The 26,919-nt window shown below is 67.4% G+C and carries 24 protein-coding genes; 15 read left to right on the top strand and 9 right to left on the bottom strand.

Annotated features, from left to right (window positions below; all coding sequences use genetic code 11):
* The first annotated feature begins 137 nt into the window (after positions 1-137).
* The 3 genes from J2X09_RS08810 to J2X09_RS08800 all read left to right on the top strand — a co-directional run bounded on the left by J2X09_RS08810 (position 138) and on the right by J2X09_RS08800 (position 6,761).
* Complete coding sequence (locus J2X09_RS08810; RefSeq protein WP_204733250.1) at positions 138-4,760, top strand: nSTAND1 domain-containing NTPase; 4,623 nt, start codon at positions 138-140, stop codon at positions 4,758-4,760.
* Positions 4,761-4,777: 17 nt separating this feature from the next.
* Positions 4,778-5,449, top strand: coding sequence for a hypothetical protein (locus tag J2X09_RS08805; RefSeq protein ID WP_204733251.1), 672 nt, complete (start codon positions 4,778-4,780; stop codon positions 5,447-5,449).
* Positions 5,450-5,534: 85 nt separating this feature from the next.
* Positions 5,535-6,761, top strand: a complete 1,227-nt coding sequence (locus J2X09_RS08800; RefSeq protein ID WP_204733252.1) for a lytic murein transglycosylase — start codon at positions 5,535-5,537, stop codon at positions 6,759-6,761.
* A 3-nt stretch (positions 6,762-6,764) separates the two neighbouring features.
* On the opposite strand, the gene J2X09_RS08795 is transcribed toward J2X09_RS08800, so the two are convergent.
* The gene (locus J2X09_RS08795; protein WP_204733253.1) at positions 6,765-7,739 is read right to left on the bottom strand and encodes a helix-turn-helix transcriptional regulator; all 975 of its coding nucleotides are present in this window, start codon (positions 7,737-7,739) and stop codon (positions 6,765-6,767) included.
* Between the two features lie 106 nt (positions 7,740-7,845).
* Here J2X09_RS08795 and J2X09_RS08790 point away from each other — a divergent pair, with 106 nt between their 5' ends.
* Complete coding sequence (locus J2X09_RS08790; protein WP_204733254.1) at positions 7,846-8,451, top strand: glutathione S-transferase family protein; 606 nt, start codon at positions 7,846-7,848, stop codon at positions 8,449-8,451.
* A 19-nt stretch (positions 8,452-8,470) separates the two neighbouring features.
* Here the strand turns inward: J2X09_RS08790 and J2X09_RS08785 are convergent, their stop codons facing one another.
* From J2X09_RS08785 to J2X09_RS08750, 8 genes are all read right to left on the bottom strand, one after another.
* Positions 8,471-9,160 (bottom strand): nucleotidyl transferase AbiEii/AbiGii toxin family protein, encoded by a 690-nt coding sequence (locus tag J2X09_RS08785; RefSeq protein WP_204733255.1) that lies wholly within the window; start codon positions 9,158-9,160, stop codon positions 8,471-8,473.
* Positions 9,153-9,671 carry a helix-turn-helix domain-containing protein gene (locus tag J2X09_RS08780; RefSeq protein WP_204733256.1) on the bottom strand — a complete coding sequence of 173 codons (519 nt, stop codon included), beginning with the start codon at positions 9,669-9,671 and terminating at the stop codon, positions 9,153-9,155. The genes J2X09_RS08785 and J2X09_RS08780 overlap by 8 nt, the downstream gene beginning before the upstream one ends.
* Before the next feature lie 69 nt (positions 9,672-9,740).
* Positions 9,741-10,085: a YbjQ family protein gene (locus J2X09_RS08775; protein ID WP_204733257.1), complete on the bottom strand. Its 345-nt coding sequence runs from the start codon at positions 10,083-10,085 to the stop codon at positions 9,741-9,743.
* Between the two features lie 57 nt (positions 10,086-10,142).
* A complete protein-coding gene (locus J2X09_RS08770; RefSeq protein WP_204733258.1) occupies positions 10,143-11,753 on the bottom strand; it encodes a DHA2 family efflux MFS transporter permease subunit in 1,611 nt (536 codons plus the stop codon).
* Positions 11,754-11,768: 15 nt separating this feature from the next.
* Complete coding sequence (locus J2X09_RS08765) at positions 11,769-13,067, bottom strand: HlyD family secretion protein (protein ID WP_204733259.1); 1,299 nt, start codon at positions 13,065-13,067, stop codon at positions 11,769-11,771.
* A 48-nt stretch (positions 13,068-13,115) separates the two neighbouring features.
* Complete coding sequence (locus tag J2X09_RS08760; protein WP_204733260.1) at positions 13,116-14,534, bottom strand: efflux transporter outer membrane subunit; 1,419 nt, start codon at positions 14,532-14,534, stop codon at positions 13,116-13,118.
* Positions 14,535-14,620: 86 nt separating this feature from the next.
* Positions 14,621-15,103, bottom strand: coding sequence for a MarR family winged helix-turn-helix transcriptional regulator (locus J2X09_RS08755; RefSeq protein ID WP_204733261.1), 483 nt, complete (start codon positions 15,101-15,103; stop codon positions 14,621-14,623).
* Between the two features lie 147 nt (positions 15,104-15,250).
* Positions 15,251-15,421: a hypothetical protein gene (locus tag J2X09_RS08750; protein WP_204733262.1), complete on the bottom strand. Its 171-nt coding sequence runs from the start codon at positions 15,419-15,421 to the stop codon at positions 15,251-15,253.
* Between the two features lie 224 nt (positions 15,422-15,645).
* On the opposite strand from J2X09_RS08750, the gene J2X09_RS08745 reads away from it, so the two are divergent.
* From J2X09_RS08745 to J2X09_RS08695, 11 genes are all read left to right on the top strand, one after another.
* Entirely contained in the window at positions 15,646-16,482 is an 837-nt protein-coding gene (locus J2X09_RS08745) for an ABC transporter ATP-binding protein (protein WP_204733263.1), read from the top strand.
* A gap of 45 nt (positions 16,483-16,527) precedes the next feature.
* Positions 16,528-17,529 carry an ABC transporter substrate-binding protein gene (locus tag J2X09_RS08740; RefSeq protein ID WP_310308001.1) on the top strand — a complete coding sequence of 334 codons (1,002 nt, stop codon included), beginning with the start codon at positions 16,528-16,530 and terminating at the stop codon, positions 17,527-17,529.
* Positions 17,530-17,568: 39 nt separating this feature from the next.
* Positions 17,569-18,354, top strand: a complete 786-nt coding sequence (locus J2X09_RS08735; RefSeq protein ID WP_204733264.1) for an ABC transporter permease — start codon at positions 17,569-17,571, stop codon at positions 18,352-18,354.
* A 154-nt stretch (positions 18,355-18,508) separates the two neighbouring features.
* Positions 18,509-19,267 (top strand): SDR family oxidoreductase, encoded by a 759-nt coding sequence (locus J2X09_RS08730; RefSeq protein ID WP_204733265.1) that lies wholly within the window; start codon positions 18,509-18,511, stop codon positions 19,265-19,267.
* A gap of 240 nt (positions 19,268-19,507) precedes the next feature.
* Positions 19,508-20,005 carry a cupin domain-containing protein gene (locus tag J2X09_RS08725; protein WP_204733316.1) on the top strand — a complete coding sequence of 166 codons (498 nt, stop codon included), beginning with the start codon at positions 19,508-19,510 and terminating at the stop codon, positions 20,003-20,005.
* Positions 20,006-20,119: 114 nt separating this feature from the next.
* Positions 20,120-20,938, top strand: a complete 819-nt coding sequence (locus tag J2X09_RS08720) for an alpha/beta fold hydrolase (protein WP_204733266.1) — start codon at positions 20,120-20,122, stop codon at positions 20,936-20,938.
* 14 nt (positions 20,939-20,952) lie between these two features.
* Positions 20,953-21,780, top strand: coding sequence for an IclR family transcriptional regulator (locus J2X09_RS08715; RefSeq protein WP_204733267.1), 828 nt, complete (start codon positions 20,953-20,955; stop codon positions 21,778-21,780).
* On the top strand, positions 21,777-23,450 hold the full coding sequence (locus J2X09_RS08710) for a thiamine pyrophosphate-binding protein (protein WP_204733268.1): 1,674 nt from the start codon (positions 21,777-21,779) through the stop codon (positions 23,448-23,450). Before J2X09_RS08715 ends, J2X09_RS08710 begins: the two co-directional genes overlap by 4 nt.
* Before the next feature lie 67 nt (positions 23,451-23,517).
* Entirely contained in the window at positions 23,518-24,312 is a 795-nt protein-coding gene (locus tag J2X09_RS08705; protein WP_204733269.1) for an aspartate dehydrogenase, read from the top strand.
* Between the two features lie 125 nt (positions 24,313-24,437).
* Complete coding sequence (locus J2X09_RS08700) at positions 24,438-25,910, top strand: aldehyde dehydrogenase (RefSeq protein ID WP_204733270.1); 1,473 nt, start codon at positions 24,438-24,440, stop codon at positions 25,908-25,910.
* Between the two features lie 21 nt (positions 25,911-25,931).
* Positions 25,932-26,918, top strand: coding sequence for a Bug family tripartite tricarboxylate transporter substrate binding protein (locus J2X09_RS08695; protein ID WP_204733271.1), 987 nt, complete (start codon positions 25,932-25,934; stop codon positions 26,916-26,918).
* The last annotated feature ends 1 nt before the right edge of the window (position 26,919 follow it).

The following is a 26,919-nucleotide window of genomic DNA, read 5'->3' as shown; positions in this document are numbered from 1 at the left end:
TCTTGGCGCAGCCATAGGTACTACCTTATGCTGTAACCAGACGTTTCTCCCTATTGGCTTGCAGACCCGCAACCTTCGGCCGTCCCCGCGCGGCGGGTTGCAGGGTTTCTTTGCGCTTCGGCGAAAGGTGACAGATCGTGCTCGACTGGCCTGGTTTGATCCTCAAACTGCTCCCCGTGGCAGAGAACACGCTGATGCCGGGCAAGTTCAAGGAAATACAAGGCCGGGTGAGCTGCCACGCGCTGTTCCACGACATCCGCAAGAACCACCATCTCAAGCGGGCCCTCCGGCTTTCCTGGATCTCGGCCGCGCAAGTGATCGTGAACGCCACCGAGGCGGACATGCGGGACTGCCCCGACCCCGAACTGCGCAAGGACTTCGCGCGCTTCCTGCCCGTCTACACAGGTGCCATGAACCAGGTGCGCGAGGCGGCCTGCAACCTGTCCAGCAAACAGGATCTGCCGGACTCCCTGATCGACGATTTCATCTACCACTTCGTGGAGGACATGCCCGCGCATCTGGCCTTCAACGAGGGCCAGGAGGGCAAGAACTATGTCACCGGCCGCTTCCTGAACGACCTGCGCAACATCACCTGCGCGCCCGATGAACTGCCTCAGGCGCTGGTGAACAGGGCAAATGCCGGTGTCTCCAACGGCACCGACCAGCCCAGGACGTTCGGCACATTGATGTTCGACGATTTCGCGTGCGTGCTGCAGGACCCGGCGGCCTACCCCGCCGCCAGGGCCAGCTTCCTGCAGGTCCAGCACGACGTCCACAAGGAACTCAGCCGCGAGAACCTGCTGGTCAGCCAGCGCATCGTCAAGCTCGTCGAGGGGGTCGACGAGCGGATGGACCGGCTGCTGGCACAGGACCCGCTGGCCTGGCTCAAGGGCGCGCTCCTGGATCGGCTTGATACCGTCTCCGGCCAGGTCTCCGGCGTGGGCGTTCAGGTTCAGGACGTCCATGAGGCCGTGCGGGGCGTCCATGCGGATGTCACCGGCATCCAGGACGATATCCATCGGATGCACACGGCGCTCAACGCGATGCCCGAGCAGCTCGCCAGCACCCTCAAGACCAGTTTCGGGGAGGCAGGCATCCGGGGTTCCAGCCTGGTGGAATGGCACGACCCGCTGATGCATGGGGCCGACCTGGATCAGACGCGGGTCATCCACTACTGCATGTCCGAAGACCCACCGCGGTTCCATCAGATCCGCAGCACATTCCATCGGATCCAGGAGGACATGCGGATCGTCGAACCGCTGGATCTGGTGCCCTGGCACGTCCCGTCGATCGAGCGGTGCGAGCAGCAGGTACCCCGCTACTTCCAGAACGCGCTGGCCTCACTCTGCGGCGATGCCCATTGCGCCACGGTGCTGGAACTGGGCGCCAACCTCGGCGCCAGCATGGCGTGCGAGCCGAGCTTCGCGGACAGGCTCGACGACCTGCGCTGGCAGGAGGATGGCATGCCCGGCGTGGACATCGACCTGCCCAGCGACATCGGCCGGCGCAGCAAGGCCGCCAGACAAGGCTTGTTTCCATTGACGGTGGAAACCCACCTCGCGCTCTCCACATTGATGAACCGCAAGCACCTGCGCATCCTGCTGCACGAGAAGCCGGACAAGCTGTCCCGGCCGATGGCGTGTTTCCTGTCGTTCATGGCCGCCCAGGGTGTGGTGGTGGAAGACGCCGAGGCCGTGCAGAAGGACAAGACCTGGGTGCTGCGGTATCTGCAGACACTGCTCGGCATCACCCCCACCTACATCGAAAACCCGTACCCGCGCCTGGAGCACTACACGATCGACGACGCCGACCGGTACCACGGCAGGGAAACCGAACGCGATGCCGCCCTCGCCCTGCTGGCCCAGAGACGACGGGAGGGCAGGCCCGCCGTGCTGGGCGTGCGCGGTCCCAGCGGCTGCGGCAAGTCGTCCTTCGTTCAGGCCTGTCTGGTCGCGGCGCTGGCGAAGAAAGGCCACAGGGCGCTCACGCTTCGCCGCACCGACTTCCTGGGCACCGATGGCGAGACGGTGGAAGCCGCGCGGCTGCTGACCGAGAAGATCCGCTTCACGCTGGGTGTGCCCGAGGCGGGAGAGCTGCCCACGCTGTACCAGGGTCAGCCATCCTTCGTGGTGGCCAGCTGCTGCCATCAGCTCTCCATGCTGCTCAGGAAGGCCGGCGAGCCGCGCCTCGTCATCTGCCTGGACCAGTTCGAGGAGGTCATCGACGACATCGCGGATGGCAAGTCCATTCTCGAATGGATGTCGCTGCTGGGGATCATCGACCAGCTCGCGGCGATGCCGGGCATCACCATCCTCTTCACCCTGGAAGACAGCCGCTTCGACAAGCTGGCATGGGTGGCCCGGAACACGGTCATCGCTGATCCGGCCTGGCTGCGGCTGGACGACGGCCATCCCGGGTTTCTCCGCACGATCGTGCAGGCGCCCCTGCGCGAGGCCGGCTTCGAACTGGACGAGGCCATCGTCACCCGATTGGTGAACGAGGCGATCGAGCTGGACCAGAGCAATGGCGACATCGGTTCACCCCTGCCACTGCTCTCGCTGAAGATGCACAACCTGTTTCGCGAGATCCGGCGACGGGGCATGGATGGCAACGTCGATGCACCCGAGAAGATCAGCGCTCATGCACTGGTCGGCCTGTCCCTCTCCATCGCCGAGGAAATCGAAGCGCTCGCGGAAGAAGCCTGGAGCCGTTCGGGCGCCGACGACAGCGACCTGGCCCACTTCCTCAGGCCGCTCGTGCGACTTTCGCAAAGCACCGTGGAGGGGGCACGCACCAACATCGTCCTGGGCACCGTCAAGGCACGCGAATTCGCCACCGAACGCCAGGTGGACAAGGCTTTCACGCGGCTGCGATTGCTGGTGCCGGCTGCCGGTGGCTGGCGCCTGGTGCACGAGAGCGTGATCCACCGCTGGAAGCGCTCGGCCCAGTGGTTCGCGACCAACAGGGACGAGCTGGCGCGAGAGGCCGCCATGCGCAAGGACGCTGAAGCATGGCATGAGCAAGGTCGTCCTGCCTTCACCGAGGCGCCACCGGAACAGCTGGAAGCCGCCGCGCTGGTGCTGCAGGCGCATATCCGCAACTGGGCCACGGACGTGCAGCTCAGCCTGTCGGACGCCGAGGCCCATCTGCGCGACTACGCACTGGCCCTGTTCGACCTGTCCGACACCCCTCTGCAACCCATCCCCACATCGACGCGCGGAGGCCTGTTCGTGCACCTGGCGGCGTCATACGGACGGACGGACCTGCTGCGTCGCTACGCCCTGGCAGACCCCTCGTCGCTGCACGCGAACACCAGGGAAAACCGCTCACCCCTGATGTGCAGCGCGTTCTCCCAGCTCGAAACCACGGCCTACCTGCTGGAGCAGAACGCCGATGTCCACCAGACGCAGGAAGGCAATGGCGCCACCGCACTGGACATCGCGACATGGGTACAACGCGAAGACATCGTGGACATCCTGCTCGCGGCGATCACGAAGTCGCCCGGGGGCCAGCGACCTGGTGCGCCCATGATCTCCGCGGCGCTCGTGGGCCACCTCGGCATCGTGCAGAAGCTGGCTGCGGCGGGATACAGCCACACGCAGGCCGATGGCGAACGCTGGACACCACTGCACGCCGCCGCCAGCACCGACAACATCGAGGTCTTCCGCTACTTCCTGTCCAGGGGCGACCTGGAGGCGGAGAAGGACGGCGGCCACACCCCCATCGACGTGGCAGCCGCCAACGGCCACTGGAACCTGATCCGCATCGCGCTGATGGAACACGTCGCCACCGGCCAGATCCTCAAAGGCAAACGGTCGAACGGCTGGACCACACTGGCTTTCGCCGCCCTGTACAAGTGGTACAAGACCGTCGAGATGCTGACCCCCATCTGCGCACCCAACGCCACCATCGACGCGCCTGGCGCCTACGACGGATACACGGCGCTCCATGTGGCGCTGCACGAGTACCACAAGGACCCTGAAAGCGCTTCGCAGCGCCTGCGCAGCCAGACCACCATGACCGTCGAAGCGCTGCTGTCGTCGGAGCAGACCGATGTGCTGATCCGGGCCAAAGGGAAAAGCGCATACGACATGGCCACCGGCCTGCCGGCGGTGCAGTCGGCCATCCTCGCCCACCCCAGCTTCGACCCCCTGCGACCGATGGACAAGGGGTGGACGGAGCTGATGTTCGCGGCGAACGCGAAAGACCGCGCGCGGGTGACGATGCTGTTCGACCACATCAAGAGCCGCGCGAACATCGACCACGTTTCAGACGACGGCACCTCGCTGGCACTGCTGCTGCTGGAGGCGGGCATGGCAGATCTGGTCGAACCCATGCTGGCCGCTTCAGAGGTGGACCCGTGGAAGGAAGAGAACGAATACCCTGGCTTGCTGATCGCGGCGGACACCCCGGCCACACAAGACCTGTTCCAGCGCATCCTGGCGGCCATGCCCCATCGGCTCTCGCCCGCCGCAACCGCGCGGATTCTGACCACCCTCATCAGCCGCAACAAGGCCAGGGACAACGACGGCGCGCTGGCGCAGCAGCTGCTATCGCACACCGACCTGACGGGCGACACCGCGCCGATGGGCCGGACCATGATCACCGCCGTGCAGCTCGGCCGGCTGGAAATGTTCCTGCTGCTGGAGCGGCATGGCCTCGAGCCCGATCTGCCCGACGCCTGGGGCCGGCAGATCGAGGACCTGGCCAGCGACGTCGTGCGCGAGGCATTGCTCAACCGGCGCAGGCTGCTGTCCTGATATCGAAAGGCCAGGCGATGAGCATCTTCCATCCCTCCAGCCCGTCCTGGGAACAGGTCAAGGGCCATCCATCGATCAGGGCCCGGCTCCAGGAAGGCGCGTGGCGCCAGGAGCACGACGCGGACGTCGTCCTCCACAGCATGGCCCTGCCCTTCTACCCCGGCCACCGGCTGATCATGGCCACCTGCCATCACTGGAAGCCGCAGTCCACCGCGCTCTACTGGCTGGTCGGCGCCGACACGACCTATCGGCTCAACGGCGTGTCGTCACCGATCCACGAAGCCAACGCGAAGGTCGGCCAGCGCATCACCGAGGACACGGCACTGGCCTATGTGACCTTCTTCTGCTTCTTCGTGCGCGGCAACGAAGGGCCTTTTGCCGTCGTGGGCTCACTCGATGACCCCTATCTGCCCCCCGCGCTGCGGCATGCCCGCGATCCTTATGACGAAACGACCGAGGAAAGGCGACTGCTCGCGCTGCGGTACCAAAGCCCGCGATACCACGGCATCAACGACGACGGGCAGATTCTCTACTCGGCCCTCATCTTCTATTCCAACGCCATGTTCGTGGCGGATTTTCTGATCCATCCCAATGGCATGGTGGACATGAGAGAAGACACGCCCGTGATCGCCGATCTCTCCTGCCGGGTGGACGCTCCCTTGACGCTATCGACCGAGTTCCAACCCTGAGCCCGGGCCCCGCCGTGTGCAGACTGTTACCGTATGCCACATCCGGCCGGCCTCACGCTGCAGGTGCATGGCTAAGATCGGGCGGATGAATGCACGATCCCATGCCCCTTCCCTGCTTGCTGCGCTGGCAGCCGCCTTGATCGCATCCACCGTCCACGCGCAGGCCCCGACACCCACCCCGCCACCCGCGCCCGGCGAGTTCGAGAGCTGCATGAACTCGTTGCGCGCGCCGGCCCGCGCCGTGGGTGTGAGCGACGCCACTTTCACACAGCACAGGCAGGGCCTGCAACCCGACATGAGCGTGATCGACAAGCTGAACTTCCAGCCCGAGTTCCGCACCGCGATCTGGGACTACCTCGCCGGGCTGGTGGACGACCAGCGCGTGGCAGAGGGCCAGGCCCTGCTGGCGCAACACGCCGACACGCTCAGGCGCGTGCAGGAACGCTACGGCGTGGACCCGGCCACCGTGGTGGCGGTGTGGGGGGTGGAGAGCAACTTTGGTCAGACCTTCGGCAAGTCGCCACTGGTGCAGTCGCTGGGCACGCTGTCGTGCTTCGGCCGTCGGCAGGCGTACTTCCGCACGGAGTTCTACGCCACGCTGCGCATCCTGCAGGCCGGGCACATCACGGCCGACCGGCTGGTGGGTTCGTGGGCGGGCGCGTTCGGTCACACGCAGTTCATGCCCAGCACGTTCGAGCGACTCGCCGTGGACTTCGACGGCGATGGCCGCGCCGACCTGATGGACAGCACACCCGACGCGCTCGCCTCGACCGCGAACTTCCTGGCCAAGGCTGGCTGGCAGAGCGGCCAGCCCTGGGGTTTCGAAGTGAAGCTGCCGCAGGGCTTGAACACCAGCGGCGAAGGCCGCCGCACCAAGCGCACCATGGACGACTGGGCCGCGCGAGGCGTGAAGCGCGTGGACGGCAGCGCACTGCCCCCCTCTGGAAGCGCTGGCCTGCTCACCCCCGCCGGGCCACAAGGCCCGGCCTTCCTGGTGCTGCGCAACTTCGATGCCATCTACAGCTACAACGCCGCCGAGAGCTACGGTCTGGCGATCGCGCACCTGGCGGACCGCCTGCGCGGCGGCGGCCCCTTCGTGACGCCCTGGCCCACGGACGACCCCGGCCTGTCGCGCGCCGAACGGCGCGAGGTGCAAACGCTGCTGATCGCGCGCGGGCACGACATCGGCGAAGTGGACGGCATGCTCGGCGAAAAGAGCCGGGTCGCGATCCGCGCCGAGCAGCAACGCCTGGGCCAGGAGGCCAGCGGGCGTGCTGGCCAGAAACTGCTGAAAGCGCTGCGCGGCGGTTGATGTTCAAGCACCCGTGCGGCCCAGGTTGCGCGCCAGGCGCTCGCCAGCCGCGCGCATGCGCTCGTGCAATCGCGGGGGCTCCAGCACGTCGAAGTCGACGTCCATCGCCATCAGCCAATACACCAGCGAGTCCAGAGAATCCAGCTGGCCCACACCGCAGCGCATGAGGCAGCGAGCGTCGTCAATGGCGTCCAGCGTGGCGGCAGAGGGCGGGATGATGCGCGCCATCACCTCGCGGGACCGGTGCAGCACCACCTGCGCCTCGTCGCCATGCTGCACACCCGCCAGGGTGCCTGAGACATAGGCGCGCAGGTCGCCTGCCGGCGGCGGGCGAGGTGCGAAATGCGACCCGGCGCTCGGTGCGCCTTCCACCCGGTCGATGCGGAACGTGCGCCAGTCGTCGCGCCCCGGGTCCCAGGCCACAAGATACCAGCGGCTGCCCGTGTGCACCAGGCCTTGCGGCTCCACCGTGCGCACGCTGCTCTGGCCGCGCATGTCGCGGTACCGGAAGCCCACCTGCAACTGGTCGCGGCACGCGGTGGCCAGTGTGGCGAGCACGCCAGCGTCGATGGTCGGGCCCGGGCGCTGCATGGGCAGGATGGCCGAACGCAGGGCATCGGTGCGACGGCGCAGGCGCGTGGGCATCACCTGCTGCAGCTTCACCAGCGCGCGCAACGAGCCCTCTTCCACGCCGCTCACGGTGCCCGAGGCCGCCACCTGCAGGGCTATCGCCACGGCCAGCGCCTCCTCGTCGTCCAGCAGCAGTGGCGGCAGGGTCTGCCCGGCACGGAACGCGTAGCCGCCTGCCACGCCACTGCTGGCGTGGATGGGATAGCCGAGCTGGCGCAGGCGGTCGATGTCGCGCCGCAGGGTGCGCGGGTTCACCTCGAGCCGGTCGGCCAGTTCCTGACCAGACCAGTGCGCACGCGTCTGCAACAGCGACAGCACCCGCAACAGCCGTGACGATGACGTAAGCATGCCGACACTCTACCTCTTATCGAGGGCCGATTCTGTCCGCAATGGCTGCGACATTGCCCACCTGCCCGGCGCGGTGCCGGGCCGAAACCCAACCCAGGAGCCCACCATGTCCAAAATCGTTCTCTACTGGCACCCCATGTCCAGCGCCACCCCCATCGCCTGCGCCCTGGCCGAACTTGGCGTCCCGCACGAGCGCGTCAAGGTCGACATCCATGCCGGCGAACAGCGCAAGCCTGCGTATCTAGCCCTCAACCCGAACGGCAAGGTGCCCACGCTCACGGTGGACGGTGCCCCGATGTTCGAGGCCCTCGCCATCCACCTCTGGCTGGCGGGGCAATACGGTGTGGAACGCGGCCTGTGGCCCGCCGAAGGCACGCCCGAGCGCCTGCAGGCCATGGCATGGAGCACCTGGTCCTACGTGACCTACGGCGCCCAGCTGGTGCGGCTGCAAACGGCTCGCGACATGGGCACGCCCGACGACCCACACGGCCAGGCCGGCCACAAGGCCATGGACGAACTGCTCGCCCTGCTCGATCAGCGCCTGGCCTCGCAGCCCTGGATGCTCGGCGCGAACTATTCAATGGTCGACCTCATCGTCGGCTCGGTGATCGGCTACAGCGCGTACATCGGCGCGCCGGTGCAGAAGCACCCGCACGTGCTGGCCTGGCTCGGCAAAGTGCAGGCGCGGCCGGCGATGCAGATCGACGCCTGATGTGGAGCGGCCAGAGGCCTCAGGCTTCGAGCCGAAGGCGCGAAATGCGTGCGCGGACCTCGGCTTCTGGCAAACGCATCTGCATGGCCTTCATGCACCTTGGCAGGCGGCCCTCTCGCTCGAGCATCAAGGCCTTGCCGCGCGTGAACGCCTTGTCGATGCCGCTGCCATAGGCGCGTCGGGCCTTCGCAACACCGGCTGCATTGAGCACCGCGTTGTCGGCCAGCATGGAGAGATCGATCAGATCGCGGCTCATCACGGCGTCGTCGGCATACCGGTCCGCGTTGGCCATGAGCTTGGTGGCCACCAGGTCTTCGGTAGACATGGTCCACACGCCACAGATCCTGTCCTCCTGCACCGGGTCCAGAAAGTCGATGCGGCCTTCGAACGTGACCTCCAGTTTGACGGGAACCGCGTCGACCGCGACCGCCATCCGGATGCCGTACTGGTCGACACGGGGTTCGCGAACCAGTTCAACGGAACGGGCAAAGAGCCAGCCCAGGTTCCGCGTGTCCACCGTTTCGCGCAGACCCCGGTAACCGTCAACCGACGGACATATGAAATCGATGTCGACAGATTCCCGGTATTCCCCGTGGGACAACGCGATGGCGGTACCCCCACCGAACAGGCACCGGTGCCTGAGCAACACCTGGACATCCAGGCGCTCGAGGATGGCGGCAATGCGCTGGTGAGGCTCTCGTTCAAACAAGCAGCACCCCCTTGCCCACCGTTTTCGTCAGCTTCTTGAGCACAGCGGCTTCCTTGCCCACGATCTTCTCGGGTTCGATGTACCGCCAGTTGCGTTCGTAGAGATTGAACACTTCCTCGGGCGTGAGCCGGGTGTCTGCATCGGGCAGGTGCCAGGCCGCCACCGTTCGCAGGCAAGGCAGGTCCTTCAAGGCGATGAGCCTGGGCAGTGCCGGCTTTCTGGGTTCGAGCAAGCTTGCGTCGCGCAACTGATGACCTGCACGGTCATCGCGGGCCAGCAGCATCAAATCGCCCGCCATGCCCAGCGCCCCCATCACCTTCGTGAGCGTGCCCAACGTGGCCGCCGCCGGCTCGCCCACTTCCAGTCGGTTGAGCGTGACGCGCGTGATGCCCGCCAGCTCGGCCAGCTTCTCGGCGCTCAGGCTCCGGCGCTTCCTTGCCAGGCGCAAGCGCATACCCAGCTCCTTCAGGAGCCGGGCGTCTTCATCGAGAACTTTGGTATAGGTCGGCATGATTCGTATTTTATACAAATAATACTGAATTTGACCCTCAAAATGCACAAAACCAATTGATGCGCAGTTCTACAGCTTCACCGCCGTGCCACTGACGGCGACCATCATCATTCCGTTGGTCTCGCCCAGCACCTCGTAGTCGAAGTCGATGCCAATCACGCCGTTGGCGCCCATCTCCTTGGCCGATTCGATAAGGTCTTCGAGGGCTGCGTCGCGCGCGCCCGAGAGCGCGCGCTCGTAGCCGCCGGCGCGGCCACCCACCACATCCCGCACGGAAGAAAACAGGTCGCGGAAGATGTTGGCACCGATGATCGCCTCGCCATGCACGATGCCGAGGTACTGCGACCGCTCGATGCCCGGCGGCAGCGTGGTGGCGAGAAAGAAACCGTCCTTGCTTTTCGAGAACCAGCCCATGCGAAAACTCCGCTGACGCACCACCCGTCGGGTGCATGGGCATGGTAGCGCGGGAGGTCAGTGCGCGCCGCCTCCGTCAACAGCAGCACCATGCACCGGCCGCGCGAACCAGATCACCGCCACCAGCACGAAGAACAGCACGGCCGACAGGTAGAACAGGTCCGTCACCGCCAGCGTGAATGCCTGCTGGTTGATCAGGCGGTCGATCGTGCCCAGGGCCTGATCGCGGCTCATGCCGCTGCCCATGAGCTGATCCAGCGTGGCCATGGCGGTGGCGTTGCCGGTGTTGATCGATTCGACCAGCTGGGCATGGTGCAGCGAGGCGCGGCTCTCCCACAGCGTGGTGAACAGCGACGTGCCCACCGCACCGGCCGTGATGCGCACGAAGTTGGACAGGCCCGCGGCCGACGGCGTCTGCTGCGGCTGCAGGCCCGAGAACACGATCGCCTGCAGCGGGATGAAGAAGAAGGCCATGGCCGCCCCTTGCAACAGCGTGGGGATGAGGATGGTCATGAAGTCGGCCTGGGTGTTGAAGTGCGAGCGCATCCACAGCACCGCCGCGAAACCGAGGAAGGCCACGGTGGCGAGCTTGCGCGGGTCGATGCGGCTCACGTTCTTGCCCACCCAGGGCGAGAGCACGATGGCCAGCAGGCCCACCGGTGCGGTGGCCAGGCCGGCCCATGTGGCCGTGTAGCCCATATGCTGCTGCAACCACAGGGGCAGCAACACCACGTTGCCGAAAAACAGGCCATAGGCAATGGACAGCGCGAACGTGCCGGCCACGAAGTTGCGCCGCGCGAACAGGCGGATCTCCACGATGGGATGCTTGTCCGTCAGTTCCCAGGCCACGAAGAACGCGAAGCTCACCGCGGCGACGATGGCCAGCGTGATGATCTCGCCGGACTCGAACCAGTCCAGCTCCTTGCCCATGTCGATCATGATCTGCATGGCACCGACGAAGAGCACCAGCAGCACGAGACCGATCACGTCCAGCGGCACACGGCGCGGGCCCGGGTCACGGCTGCGGTAGATGGACCACGTGAGCGCCGCGGCCAGCAGGCCCACGGGAATGTTGATGTAGAAGATCCACGGCCAGGCGATGTTGTCGGTGATCCAGCCTCCCAGCAGCGGCCCGGCCACCGGCGCGACCAGAACGGTCATGGCCCACATGGCCATGGCGGTGCCCGCCTTCGCTCTCGGGTAGCTCGCCAGCAGCAGCGTCTGCGACAGCGGAATCATCGGGCCGGCCACCAGGCCCTGCAGCACGCGGAAGGCGATCAGCGAACCGATGTTCGGGGCCAGACCACACAACCATGAGGCCAGCACGAACAGCAGCACGCTCATGGTGAAAAGCCGCACCTGGCCGAAACGCTGCGTGAGCCAGCCGGTGAGAGGCACCGAAATGGCATTGGCCACCGCGAACGAGGTGATGACCCAGGTGCCCTGTGCGGGGCTCACACCCATGTCGCCCGCGATGGCGGGAATCGACACGTTGGCAATGGACGTGTCGAGCACGTTCATGAAGGTGGCCAGCGACAGGGCGATCGTGCCCAGCACCAGTTGCGCCCCCTTGAGTGGCTCGAACACCTGCGGTGCGGCGGGCGGCGCCGGCGGTGGTGGCGTGGCAGGCAAGGCGCCTGACGCCGGTAGAGCGTGGCTGTCGGCCATGGTCGGGCACCGGGTTCAGCGGGCCAGGGCCACGGCACCGGCGTTGCCAGCCGGTGTGCCCGATGCGGGCGACGCCGATGGTGCACGCGACGCCACCGCGCGGGCGGCGCCACCACCGTGCTGGCCAATGATCTGCTGCACGCGGGCGTCGGCCTCGCGGTTGTCCTGCTCGAACACGGCGGTCTGCACCTCCTGCGGCGCGGTGGCCGCATCGGCCAGCATGCGGCCATCGGTCTTGCTCACGTCCACGCGCGCTTCCATCGACAGGCCCAGGCGCAACGGGTGTTCGGCGAGTTCCTTTGCATCAAGCCGCACGCGCACGGGCACGCGCTGCACCACCTTGATCCAGTTGCCCGTGGCGTTCTGCGCCGGCAGCAGCGCGAATGCCGCACCAGTGCCCGCGCCCAGGCCGTCGATGGTGCCGTGGTACTTCACGTTCTTGCCGTAGACGTCCGCGCTGAGCTCCACCGGCTGGCCCAGGCGCAGGTTCTTGAGCTGGCTTTCCTTGAAGTTGGCGTCCACCCAGACCTGGTCGAGCGCGATCACCGAAAGGAGTGGCGAACCCGCCGGCACGCGCTGGCCCAGTTGCACGTTGCGACGCGCCACGTAGCCAGCCACGGGGGCCTGCAGTTCGGCACGCTTGAGCGCCACATAGGCCTCGCGCACGCGGGCCGAAGCACGCAGCACGTTGGGGTGCTGGTCCACGGCGATCCCTTCGGTCAGCGTCTGGCTGGAGGCGAGCTGTTCGCGCGCGGCCAGCACGGCGGCCCGCGCTGCTTCGGCGCTGCTGCGCGCGGCGGCGAGCTGCGCGGTGGCGTGCTTGAACTCTTCCTGCCCCACCGCCCCCGATGCCACCAGCGGCTCGCGCCGCTTCACGTCGTCCTGCAGACGTTGCAGGTCGGCCTGCGCGCGCGCCAGGTCCGCTTCGCGCAAAGCGATCTGCGCGCCCTGGGTGCGGTTGTTGGCGTACAGCGTGCGCACTTCGCGCACCGTCTGCGCGAGTTGGGCCTCAGCTTGCTCCAGCGCGATCCTCGCGTCGGTCGGGTCCAGGCGCACCAGCCACTGACCGGACTGCACATGATCGTTGTCGTTGGCGTTGATGGCCACCACAGTGCCCGCCACCTGGGGCGTGATCTGCACCACATTACCCTGCACGTAGGCGTTGTCGGTGGTCTCGTAGTGGTTGAGCACCAGCGCCCAGTAGGCGCCGTAGCCCAGGCCGGCGGCGAGCACGACGGCGCTCACGGCGGTCAGCGCCTTCTTGCGGGCGGGGTTGCCTTTGGTTTGGCCAGTGGTGTCTGAGGAAGCATTCATGGGAGGCTCCGGAATCGGTGATCAGGTCGAGGAAGGGAATGAAGGGTTTCAGCGGGCGGAGGTGGTGTCGAAGCCGCCGCCCAGGGCACGCACCAGCGCGACCTGCGTCGACAGCGCGCGCGCCTGCAGATCGACGGTCTGACGGCGCTGGTTCAGCAGCGAGGTCTCCGCGCTGAGCACGGTGAGGTAGCCGCTCAGACCGGCCTCGTAACGCTGCCGGGCGATGTCGTAGGCCGCTTCGGCCGCGCTGCGCGCCTGCGCCTGCTGCTCGCGCTGGCGAACGAGCGACTGCCGCGCGTTGAGCTGGTCGGCGGTCTCGCGCACGGCTTCCAGCACCGCGCCGTTGTAGCTTTCCACGGCGGCATCGAGATCGGCCGTGCGCGTGCGCAGCTGCGCGCGCAGGCGACCGGCGTCAAAGATCGGCAGGTGGATGGCCGGGCCGATGCCGTAGTGCTGGCTGCCCGAGTCCACCAGGCGGTCGAGCCCGATGCTGGACAGGCCCACGAAGGCCGTGAGGCTCACGTTGGGATAGAACTGCGCCTTCGACACATCCACACCTTTCGTGGCCGCTTCCATGCGCCAGCGGGCGGCCGTGATGTCGGCGCGGCGGGCCAGCAGGTCGGCGGGCAGCACCTCGGGCAACGGCAGCGCCTTGAGTCTCTGCAGATCGGGCCGGAGCTGGTCGTAACTCTGCGGCGGCAGCGCCGCGAGCGCGGCGAGTGCATGGCGTGTGGCCGCGATCTGTTCATCGAGCTGCTCGATCTGCACGCGCGCGTCGGGCAGCGCGCCCTCGCCCTGCTTGAGTTCGACACGGGTGTCCAGACCGGCGTCGACGCGCTGGCGGATCAGACCCAGCATCTGTTCGCGCTGCGACAGCGCCTGCTGCGCCACGTCGCGCTGCGCGATCAGGCGACCGAGCTGCACATAGGCCTGCGCGACGTTGCTGGCCAGCACATTGCGAGCGGCCTGCAGGTCGGCAGCAGCGGCGCGCTCACCGCCCACAGCGGCTTCGATGGCCGAGCGGTGCAGGCCGAAGAAATCGAACTCCCAGATGCCGGCGATCTGGGCGTTGGCCAGCGTGCGCGTCGAGCCGCCCAGGGGCGGCGGGTAGATGCTGTTGGCGCTGAAGTGCTGGCGCGTGGCGTCCGCGCTGCCGTTGATCCTCAGGCCGTCGGCCGCTTCTTCGCCAGCGGTTGCCGCCTGGGCCCGGCTCAGGCGTGCCTGTGCCACCTTCAATGAGGGTTGTGCCTTCAGCGCCTGGTCAATGACACCCGTCAGGGCATCGTCGCCCCAGGTGCGCCACCAGTCGGTGGGCACGGCGACTTCGCTCGCCGCGCCAGAGGGCAGGCCCACGGCCACGGGCTCCAGCGCGGAGGCCTGCGAGGAAATGCCCGCGCTGCTCGCGCAGCCGGCCACGAGGGCGATGACAGCGAGCGACACGGCCCACCCGGCACGCCGGCCAGGCATCGGGCGTTGATTTTGTTGATGAGGCTTCATTTGCTTAGGCAACTATTAAGGAGAGAAAAAGGGCTCGGGCGACATCGATCAGCGGCTCACCCTGTCTCGCGCAGCGCATCGCCGGTATCGACCATGCGGCGCAGGTAACCCAGCAGCGCCTGCCACTCCGTCTTGCTGAAGCCGGCCAGGTGCTGGTTCATCACCTCCGCGAGCACTTCGGGCACGTGCTCCATCGCGGCCCTGCCCTCCGGCGTGAGTTCCACCATCACCACACGGCGGTCTTCGGTGGAGCGCACCCGCGTGCACAGGCCTTTCTTTTCCAGGCGGTCGAGCAGGCGCGTCATGGCACCCGCGTCGATCTGCGACCAGCGCGCCAGTTCCGCCACCGTGGCCGTGCCCTGCATGCGCAGCTTCATCAGCGGCCCCCACTGCGCGGTGGTGAGGTCGTGCAGGCACAGGCGCTTGTCGGCCTGGTAGACGATGGACATCATCACGCGCTTCATGAGGTAGCCCACGCTCTGGTCGGGCGTGAAGTTGTGTCCGTCGTAGAAGGCCGGGGTCTGGGTGGTGCGAGACATGGCGCAAATATACATGCCTAGGCAATATTTGTCTCGGCTTCAAAAATGACCGCGAATCCGGCAGGGCCAAAAGGCCGGGCCGGAAAAGCAAAAGGCCCGCGATGCGGGCCTTTCACAGAAGGCAGGCCGGTACAGGCCTGCGGGCAATCAGCCGCCCTTCTTGGAGCGCTTGCCGGGGTTCTTCTTGCTGCGCGTGGCCACGCCGCGCTCCAGGCTCACGCGCTGCCCACGGCCCGGGGTCGGCAGCGACACGCCATTGGCGGCTTTCGGACGGGGGGTGGCTTTGCGGTCGGCTTCGGTGACGATTTTGTTGCCCATGACAGTTTCCTGAGAGAGATTGCAAAAGCCGCTATTAGGCCATAGACGGCGGCCCCTCTTTTTCACCCCCCTCATGCACCCCCGCCGGGCCGCTGCCCACATGCGCCAATACCCCGTTGCGCCAGTAGGTTTTTGCAGACAAAGCCCCCCGACAGGCCTAGCATTGATTCCGTAATGAATCACCGTTTCATATACGGAACAACAACCGCACACCGCAGGTCCCCATGAACGACGCACTTCACGGCTCCCGCGCAACCGCCCCGGCCCACGGCGGTCTGCACCCCGCGATCGAATTCATCGGCGTCGACAAGCGATTTCCCGCCCGCGGCAAGAACCCCGAAGTGATCGCTGCGCGCAACGTGACGCTGTCCATCCAGCCGGGTGAGGTGGTCTCGCTGATCGGACCATCGGGCTGCGGAAAAAGCACCTTGCTGAACATGGGCTCGGGCCTGGCCAGGACGTCGGCCGGCACGGTCAAGGTCAACGGTGAAGAGGTGACGGGGCCGAACAAGCACGTCGCCTTCATGCTGCAGAAGGACCTGCTCATGCCCTGGCGCACGATCGCCCAGAACGTGGAGTTCGGCCTCGAGCTGCGCGGCGTGAAGGCCGCCGACCGCGCCGCCATCTCCACGAAGCTGCTGGCGCAATGCCACCTCAAGGGCTTCGGCAACAGCTACCCGCACCAGCTCTCCGGCGGCATGCGCCAGCGCGCGGCCATGGCGCGCACGCTGGCGGTGGACCCGCTGGTGCTGCTGATGGACGAGCCCTTCTCCGCGCTGGACGCACAGACCAAGATGATCCTGCAGCAGGACCTGGCGCGCACCGTGGCCGAGCACAACAAGACCGTGCTCTTCATCACCCACGACCTGGCCGAAGCCGTGGCGCTGTCGGACCGCATCCTGGTCATGAGCGAGCGCCCCGGCACCATCGTCGAAGAGATCGTGGTGGACATTCCCGGCCGCGACAACCCGATGGCGCGGCGCAAGCACCCGGCCGTGGGCGACTACGTCACGCGCCTGATGGACCTGCTCAAGCTCGACGCGCAGACCGACGTGCACTGATTTCCTCTCCCTCCCCATCCACGCCCACCCGCCCCAGGAGTTGCCATGAAGATGACCCGCGCTTTCAACGGAACCCGCCGCGCCTGCCTGAGCCTGTTTGCAGCCGCCGCGCTGGCCTCCCCCCTGGCCGCCCACGCCCAGCTGCAGGAAGTCACCTACCTGCTGCCCGCGCCCGGCACGCTGCCGGCCTTCGGCCCGTGGATGCTGGCGCAGGCCAAGGGCTACTACGAACAGGAAGGCCTCAAGGTCAACTTCGTCACGGCGCGCGGCGGCGTGGACGTGGCCAAGCAGATCGGCGCGGGCAATGCGGTCATCGGGGGCGCCATCGGCGACACGCCCATCATCGCGCGCGCCCAGGGCATTCCGGTGAAGGCCGTGGCGGTGCTGGGTGCCGGCTCGCTCACGCAACTGGTGAGCCACAAGGACGAGAAGATCGAGAGCCCGCGCGAACTCAAGGGCAAGACGGTGACCGTGCTGGCCTACACCGACACCACCTACTACGCGCTGCTGGGCATGCTCAGCAAGGTCGGCCTGACCAAGAACGACGTGAACATCCAGGCCGCCGGCCCGGCCGGCGTGTGGCAGCAGTTCGCCGCCAAGAAGGCCAGCGCCATGGCCGGCGTGCCCGACTGGACGGTCAGCGCCATGGAAGCCGGCGCCCAGGTCGACATCCTCCCGGCCGACATCTATTTCAAGAGCATGGCGCAGGCGATCCTCGCGTCCGACGAGACCATCGCGAAGAACCCGCAGCTGATCCAGAAGCTGGTGCGCGCCACGCTCAAGGGCATGAAGGACATCATGGCCGACCCCAAGGCCGCCACCACCGCCTACGTGGCACACGTGACGGTGCACAAGGGCAAGGAAGCCAGCATCCAGAAGGCCTTCGAGCTGTTCAACAAGTACGTGTACGCCGCGCAGAAGGTGCCGGGCACGATGGACGAGGCGCGCCTGGGCGAGCTGCAGAAGTTCTACGTCACCAACGGCGTGGTGCCGAAGGAGACGCCGCTGAAAGAGCTCTACACCAACCAGTTCGTGACGGGCAAGTAAGCCCCCCGCCCCTCCCTTCCTGCCATTGAGAGTCGCGAGATGAAAGACGTATTGCAGCGCTACAGCACAGCGCTCTGGAGCCTGCTGGTCCTGGTGGTGTTCATGGCCGCCTGGGAATTCGGTCCCGGCGCGCTGGGCGTGCCCGAATTCGTGCTGCCGCCGTTCTCTCGCGTGTGGGAAGAGGCCATCCGCATCTGGGGGGCCGAGCGCCTGCTGTGGCACTCGGGCATCACGGCCTTCGAGGTGGTGATCGGTTTCATCCTGGGCTCGCTGCTGGGCGCGGTCATCGGCTACGCGCTGGGCCTCTCGCCCAAGGTGGAAGCGGTGCTCTCGCCCTACCTGCTGGCCCTGCAGATCGCACCCAAGGTGGCCTTCGCACCGCTGTTCGTGATGTGGCTCGGCTACACCATGTCGCCCAAGATCCTGGTCGCGGTGCTGATCGTGTTCTTCCCGGTGCTCATCAACGTGCTCTCGGCCATGCGCACCATGGACCACGACCTCATCAACCTGGCGCGCTCGTTCTCCGCCACGCGCTGGCAGGTGTTCCGCATGGTCGAGTTCCCCACCACGCTGCCGCCGCTGTTCTCGGGCCTGCGCATCGCCAGCACGCTGGCGGTGATCGGCGTGGTCGTCGGCGAACTCGTCGGCGGCAACATGGGCCTGGGCTACCTGCTGGTGTTCTTCGAGGGCCAGGGCAACACCGCCGGTGTGTTCGTGGTCATCGGCGCGCTCACGGCGATCGGCATCGTCGCCTACTACGCCGTGGTGATCGCCGAGAAGCACGTGCTGCACTACCTGCCCAGCGCCGAGCGGCGTGTGGCATGAAGACGATGAACACCCCCCTGCGCCGCTTTGCGGCTTCCCCGCTCTCTGGCGCGCCTTCGGCGCTGGGAGGGGGGACGGCATCTCGGGCCGGCGTAGCCGGACCCTGGATGCCTCTGGACGGCGTTGCCGCATGCGCAGCGCAACGAACACCGGGATGAACACCATGTCGACCGAAATCATTCTCACCGGCCGCCGCGTGCTCGTCACCGGTGCCGCACGCGGCCTGGGCGCGAGCTTCGCGCAGGCCCTGGTGAACGCCGGCGCGCACGTGGTGATCAGCGACGTGCTGCACGACGCCGGCCAGCAGCTCGCGAAAGACCTCGGCCCGAGCGCGCACTACGTGCCGCTCGACCTGCTCGACGCGCAGAGCGTGCGCGCCGGCGTGGACGCCGCCGCGCAGTGGCTCGGCGGGCTCGACGGTCTGATCAACAACGCGGCCATCACCAACTCCGGCGGCAAGGGCATGAACGAGCTCAGCCCCGACACTTGGGACCGCGTGATGGACGTGAACGTGCGCGGCACCTGGCTCGTCACCGCCGCCGCACGCCCTCACCTCGCGGCCAGTGGCAGCGGGCGGGTGGTCAATATCGCGTCGGACACCGCCCTGTGGGGCGCTCCCCGCCTGCTCGCCTACGTCGCCAGCAAGGGTGCGGTGATCGCCATGACGAAATCGCTCGCGCGCGAGATGGGCGAGGACGGCACCACCGTCAACGCCATCGCCCCCGGCCTCACGCTGGTCGAGGCGACCGAATACGTGCCGCAGGAGCGGCATGAACACTACTTGAAGGGCCGCGCCATCCAGCGGCCCCAGGTGCCCGAAGACGTCAACGCCGCCGCGCTGTTTTTGCTGACGCAGGCCAGCGGCTTCATCACGGGTCAGCTGCTGCCGGTCAACGGCGGCTTTACGACATGACCCCCGTTTCTTGCTCACTTTGTGTAGCCGAATCCCCCCTCCAGGGGGCAATGCCAGTGGCCCGGCAAAGCCGGTTCCACGGCATTTCTGGTCAGACCATTCCACGCGACCTCTTACTCTGAAAGGAAGATCATGAGTACCGCCACCATCGACAAACCCGCAGCGGCCAATGCGCCGGTGTTCAACGAGCGCGGCCTGATGGACGCCAACATCCCACCCGAAGCGGAAACGCAGCGCGTGATGATGCGCCAGGAAGGCCAGACCTTCGCGCAGTGGATGGAAACGCGCGTGGCGCGCAAGTCCACCCGCAGCTACGACTGGGACGCGCTGAAGTTCCAGGCCGACTACGACCCGAAATACCGCCGCGCGCAGATGCGCTACGTGGGCACCGGCGGCACCGGCGTGAACAAGGACACCAACACCGTGCCCGCCGCGCACTTCACCTTCTCCACCATGGTGATCCCGGCCGGCAACATCGGCCCTTCGCACATCCACTACGACGTGGAAGAGATCTTCTTCGTGATGCGCGGCGCCATGAAGGTGGTCTGCGAGAAGGACGGCGAGCGCTGGGAAACCATCGTCGGTGAGCGCGACCTCATCTCGGTGCCCCCCGGCGTGTACCGCGAGGAGCACAACGTGGGCGACGAGGACGCGCTGATGTGCGTGATGCTGGGCTCGCCCAAGCCCATCACGCCGACGTACCCGCCCGACAGCCCTCTCGCCAAGATCAAGCGCTGACGGCTCCCCCCGCGCCGCTGCGCGTCACCCCCCAGGGGGCAACACCAGCGGCCCGGCAAAGCCGGTTCCGCGGTGTTTCTGGATCAACGACCACTCAACTCGCCAACGCTTCACATGACGCCTCTCCAAGCCCTCGCTTCCCATCCGCTGCGCAGCATCGCGCTGGCGGATGGCGCGCGCGTGTCGTACCGCGAAGCGGGCACGGCGGCGGAGGTGACGCATGTGCTGCTGCACGGCATCGGCTCGGCATCGGGCAGCTGGGTGCGCCAGCTCGATGCCGCCGCGAAACAGCGCGTGCTGGCCTGGGACGCACCGGGCTATGGCAGCAGCACCCCGGTGAAGACCGACTGGCCGCGCGCGGACGACTACGCCGAACGCCTCTGGGCCTGGCTCGACGCGCTGCAGGTGCAGGCGCCTGTCACCCTCGTGGGGCATTCGCTCGGTGCGTTGATGGCCGCCCGGGCCACCCTGCTCGCACCACAGCGTGTGCAACGGCTGGTGCTACTGTCGCCCGCCGGCGGCTACGGCAACGCCGAACCCGCCGTGCGCGAACAGAAGCTGCGCGACCGCCTGGCCAACCTGGAACGCCTCGGCCCGCAAGGCATGGCCAACGCCCGCGCGGCGGCCATGCTCTCACCCGGTGCACCGACCGAGCTGGTGGACGCGGTGCGCGAGAGCATGTCGCAGGTGATCCCCGCCGGCTACACGCAGGCCGCTCGCCTGCTGGCCCACGGCACGCTCGCCGCCGACCTGAAGCAGGTGCGCGCACCCATGGCGGTGGCCAGCGGCAGCGCGGACGGCATCACCACCCCGGCTTCATGCCAGGCCGTGGCGCAGGCGGCCGGCGTGGCGTGGAATGATCTGGGTTCCGTGGGCCACGCGTGCCCGCTCGAAGCCCCCAGCGCGGTGAACCACCTGCTGGGTCTCAACTGAACGAGGAGAAGACCATGGCCACCGAAAAGAACGACGACCGCTACACCGTGCCCGCGCTCATGCGCGGTCTGCAACTGCTCATGCTGTTCAACCGCGACGAACGCGAGCTCACCGGCGCCGAGATCTCGCGCCGGCTCGAACTGCCGCGCGCCTCGGTGTTCCGCATGCTGCAGACGCTGGAGCAAGGTGGCTTTGTCGAACGCGTGGGCGACGGCGCCTATTACAAGCTCGGCCTGGCCGTGCTGCGCCTCGGTTTCGAATTCCTCGCGTCGATGGAGCTCACCGAGCACGGCCGCCCTGTCATCGAGACGCTGCGCGACGAGTGCGGCTACTCGGCCCACCTGGTGGTGCGCGACGCGCGCGAGGTGGTCTTCATTGCCAAGGTCGCCGGCCGCAGCGCCCTCTTCCACTCCATCCAGGTCGGCGCGCGCCTGCCCGCGCACGCCACCGTGCTGGGCCGCCTGCTGCTCAGCGACCTGGACCTGCATGCCCTCAGGCAGCTCTACCCCGAGCCCGAACTGCCCAGCTACACACCCAAAACGCCGACGACGGTCGAGCAGCTCAAGAAGCTGATCGACCAGGACCGCGCCAACGGCTATGGCGTGAGCCAGGGCGGCTTCGAGACCGGCATCTCCACCATCGCCGCGCCGGTGTTCAACGACCGGGGCGAAGTCGCCGCAGCCATCAGCATCACCGTGCCGTCACAGCAGGTGCAGCCGGGCGAACTCGAGGTTCTCGTCAACCAGGTGCGCCAGGCCGCGGCCCAGCTCACCGAACGCATCAGCCACTCGCCCAACCGGGGCGGCTGGCAAACCAAACCGACCGAAAAGAAAGTCGCATGAGCCCATCTACGCAACGCATCACCGTGGGAGAACTCGCCGCCCGCTTCCTGGAGCAGTGCGGTGTACGCGCCGCCTTCGGCGTGATCTCCATCCACAACATGCCCATCCTCGACGCGTTCCACACGCGCCAGAAAATCCGCTTCGTCTCCGCGCGCGGCGAGGCCGGGGCATGCAACATGGCCGATGCGTATGCGCGGGTGAGTGGCACGCTGGGCGTGTGCGTCACCAGCACCGGAACGGGCTGCGGCAACGCAGCGGGCGCGATGGTCGAAGCCATCACCGCCGGCACGCCGCTGCTGCACCTCACGGGCCAGATCGAGTCGCCGTTCCTCGACCGCGACCTCGGCTACATCCACGAGCACCCGGCCCAGCTGGCCATGCTCAAGTCGGTCGGCAAAGACGCCTTCCGCATCCGCAACCCCGAAACCGCGCTGGCCACGCTGCGCGAGGCCGTGCGCCTGGCGCAGACGCCGCCCTGCGGCCCGGTGAGCATCGAGATCCCGATCGACGTGCAGAAGATGAAGCTGGACCTGCCGGCCGATCTCTCGCCCCTGGCCGTGCCGCCGGTGCAGCCCAACCTGGCCGCGGTGGACCAGCTCGCCGAACGCCTGCTGAGCGCCAAGCGCCCCCTGCTGTGGCTGGGCGGCGGCGCGCGCGGCGCCAGCGCGGCGGCGCAGCGGCTGGTGAAGATGGGCTGGGCCGTCGTGTCCTCCGTGCAGGGCCGTGGCATCGTGCCCGAAGACCACCCGGCCTCGCTCGGTTCCTACAACCTGCAGAAACCGGCGGAAGAGTTCTACGAAACCGTGGACGCGCTGCTCGCCGTGGGCACGCGCCTGCGCAGCAACGAAACGCTGAACTACAAGCTCAAGCTGCCCGCCACGCGCTACCGCATCGACGCCAATGCGCTGGCCCACAACCGCGGCTACACCAGCGAACTGTTCGTGCACGGCGACGCCGAGATCACGCTCAACGCCCTGGCCGACCGCCTCGAAGGCCGCATGCAGATCGACCCGAAGCTCGCGGCCGACGTGAAACGCGCGCGCGCCGAGGCCGCCTCGCTCGTGGACGGCACGCTGGGCCAGTACGTGAAGCTGAAGAACACGCTGGCCGAGGTGGTCGGCAAAAACCTCTGGTGGGTGCGTGACATCACACTGTCCAACAGCATGTGGGGCAACCGCGCCCCGGTGCTGGACCACCCGCGCGCCGGTGTGCACGCGCTGGGTGGCGGCATCGGCCAGGGCCTGGCCATGGGCGTGGGCGTGGCCGTGGCCGACGCCGAACACCAGCTGGGCCGCCGCACCGTCTCGCTCTGTGGCGACGGCGGCTTCATGCTCAACGTGGGCGAACTCGCCTGCGCCGCGCAGGAGAAGGCCAACGTGGTGTTCCTCGTGATGAACGACCAGCGCTACGGCGTCATCAAGAACATCCAGGACGACATCTACGGCAGCCGCCACGCCTACGTGGAACTCCACACGCCCGACTTCGCGCAGCTCTGCGCCAGCCTGCAGGTGCCGCATTTCAAACTGGCCGATCCAGCCACCACCAGGGACACGCTGCAGAAGGCCCTCGCCCACGGCAACGGCCCGGTGGTGGTGGAAGTGGACATGAACGCCTGGGGCCCCTTCGCCGTGAAGTTCGCCGGCCCGCCGAAGAAGAAGGAAGAAGCATGAGCGTGAGCGCAGCGCCGGGCCGCCCCAAGCAAGCTCGCACCGAAGTGCGCAGCACGGAGGTACTTTCATGAGTGCTCAACAGGTCACGCTCATCGGCTGCGGCGCCATCGGCCGCACCCTGATCGCGCGCATGGCGGACCACCCCACCGTGCGCATCACGCACGTGGTGGTGTCCGAAGGCCACACCGCCGAATGCCAGGCGGCAATCGGCAACGGTGTGACCGTGTGCAGCGAAGTGCCACCCGAAACCACGCTGCTGGTCGAATGCGCGGGCCATGGCGCCATCACCGACCACGTGCTGCCCGCGCTGGAACGCGGCATCGAATGCGCCGTGCTGTCCATCGGCGCGCTGTCGGAAAACGGCCTGCCCGAGCAGCTGGCCGACGCCGCGCAGCGCGGCGGCACGCGCGTGCACCTCCTGGCCGGTGCCATCGGCGGCATCGACGCCATTGCCTCGGCCCGCCTGGCCGGCCTGGACAGCGTGACCTACACCGGCCGCAAGCCGCCGCAGGGCTGGCGCGGCAGCCCGGCCGAACAGGTGACCAACCTCGACACGATCACCGAACCCACGGTGATCCTGGAGGCGACGGCACGCGAGGCCGCGCACCTGTACCCCAAGAACGCCAACGTGGCCGCCACCGTGTCGCTCGCCGGCCTGGGTCTGGACGCCACCCGTGTGCGCCTGATCGCCGACCCGACCGTGACCGAGAACATCCACGAGATCGACGTGCGCGGCGCCTTCGGCGAGATGCGCATCACGATGCGCGGCAAGCCGCTGCCCGACAACCCCAAGACGTCGGCGCTGACGGTGCTGTCCGCGCTGCGTTTCCTGAACAACCGCACCGCCTCGGTGACGATATGAAGCCCACCCCCGCGCCGCGCTTGCAGCGCGTCACCCCCTCAAGGGGGCGGCGTCTGGGACCGGCATAGCCGGATCCGCGACGCCTCTGGAACAGCAGCCCCCCGCGCCGACAAGAGAGCCACTTCATGACCGAACAACTCCAGAGCTATTTCGCGGGCCGCTGGCGCGATGCCTCCGGCCCCGAATACACCACCGAATACCCGCACGACGGCAGCACCGTGGCGAAGCTGCACGCGGCCACCGCCGCCGATGTGGACGAGGCCGTGCAGACCGCCGAGCGCGCACGCCAGCAGCCCGCCTGGGCCAGGCTCAAGCACCACGAACGTGCGGCCCTGCTCTACCGCATCGCCAGCGGCATCCGCGAGCGCGGCGAGGAACTCGCGCAGCTGCAGCGGCTGGACAACGGCAAGCCCATCAAGGAATGCCGCGCGCTGGTGGCCAGTGCGGCCGGCACCTTCCAGTTCTTCGGCGCCGCCGCCGAAACCTGGGAAGACACCATCACCCCCTCGCGCGGCGACTACCTCAGCATGAGCGTGAACGAGCCGCTCGGCGTCGTGGGCGCCATCACCCCCTGGAACAGCCCCATCGCCAGCGAGGCCCAGAAGCTCGCACCGGCCCTGGCCGCCGGCTGCGCCGTGGTGTTCAAACCCGCCGAGATCACGCCGCGCATGGCCATCGAGCTCGCCAGGATCGCGCAACAGGCCGGCGTGCCCGACGGCATCATCAGCGTGCTGCCCGGCAAGGGCAGCGTCGTGGGCGACGCGCTCGTCAAGCACCCGCTCATCAAGCGCATCGCCTTTACCGGCGGCACCAACGTGGGCATGGGCATCCAGCGCCTGGCGGCCGAGAAGTTGATGCCGACCTCGCTCGAGCTTGGCGGCAAGTCGCCCACCATCGTCATGCCCGATGCCGACCTGGACCACGCCGTGGCCGGCGTGCTCTACGGCATCTTCAGCTCCTCGGGTGAATCCTGCATCGCCGGCTCGCGCGCCTTCGTGCACGAGAGCGTCTACGCCGCATTCAAGGCCCGCCTGCTCGAAGGCGTGAAGCAACTGCGCGTGGGCGACCCTGCACTTGAGAGTACGCAGATGGGCCCGCTGGTGAACCTGGGCCACCGCGCCTCGGTGGAGAAGTACGTGCAGATGGGCCGTGACGAAGGCGGCACCGTGCTGTGCGGCGGCGAGCGCCCCAGCGGCGGCTACTTCGATGGCGGCAGCTACTACCTGCCCACCATCTTCGAAGGCCTGCCCAACCGCGCGCGCATGTGCCAGGAAGAGATCTTCGGCCCGGTTCTTGCGTTGCTTCCGTGGAAGGACGAGGACGACCTCATCGCCCAGTGCAACGACAACATGTTCGGCCTGGCCTCGGGCATCTGGACGCGCGACTTCAAGAGCGCCTGGCGCATCGGCCGCGCGCTGCAGACCGGCACCGTCTGGGTCAACACCTACAAGGTCTTCTCCATCAGCACGCCCTTCACCGGCGTGAAGATGAGCGGCTACGGCCAGGAGAAGGGCCGCCTCGGCATTCTTGAATACACAAGCCAGAAGAGCTTCTATTGGGGACTGAACGAATCGCCCATGCCATGGGCGACCTCCTGAAACTTTTTGCCAAGCAACTCCATGTCAACCCGCAGATCCCTCATCGCCCTCGCCACCGTTCTCGCTGTTTCCAGCACCATCGCCCAGGCACAGACCCCCGCCGAAAAGCACCTCGCTTCCGACAAGTTCACCCTCGTCGTGCCCTTCCCCGCCGGCGGCGCCATGGACGCGCTGGCCCGCCTGCTGGCCGACGGCCTGGCCAAGCGCTACGACCAGGCGACCGTGGTGGACAACGCGCCGGGCGGCGCGGGCACCATCGGCATGGGCAAGGTCAAGCGCGCCAAGGCCGACGGCCACACCCTGCTGGTGATTCCCGCCGGCAACCTCACCATCAACCCCACGCTGATGCCGAAGTTTCCCTTCGACATCCAGAAAGACTTCGTGGCAGTGGCCATGCTCGCCACCACGCCGAACGTGCTGGTGACCACGCCCAAGACCGGCTTCAAGAACGTGAACGACGTGATCAGGCAGGCCAAGGCGAAGCCCGGCTCCCTGTTCTACGCCTCCACCGGCATGGGCAGCGGCCTGCACATCGCGGGTGAACTGTTCAAGGACCAGGCCAACGTCGACATCCAGCACGTGGCCTACCGGGGATCGACGCCCGCCATCAACGACCTCATGGCCGGCACCGTGCCGCTGATGTTCAGCAACCTGCCCACGGTGCTGCCGCATCTGGAGAGCGGCCGCCTCGTCGCACTGGGCCTCACCGACCGGGCGCGCTCGCCTTCGGCCCCCGACATTCCCACCCTCGCCGAGCAAGGCGTGCCCGGCGTCATCGTGCCGTCGTGGTATGGCCTGCTCGCACCGGGCGGCACGCCGCCCGACGTGGTCGAGCAGCTCTACAAGGACGCCACCGAGATCCTGGCGCAGCCACAGGTGCGCGAAGCCCTCAAGGCGCAAGGCATGACCGAATGGAACATGAAGCCCGCCGCGTTCGACGCGTACATCCGCGAAGAGACGGCGCGCTGGGCCAAGGTCATCCAGGCCCGCAACATCACGATGGAATGAA

Origin of the sequence: Hydrogenophaga laconesensis (genome assembly GCF_031457235.1) — a bacterium.
Classification (GTDB): Bacteria; Pseudomonadota; Gammaproteobacteria; order Burkholderiales; family Burkholderiaceae_C; genus Hydrogenophaga; species Hydrogenophaga laconesensis.
Note: the sequence above shows the minus strand (reverse complement) of the source record. Positions and strands in the feature narration are given on the sequence as shown.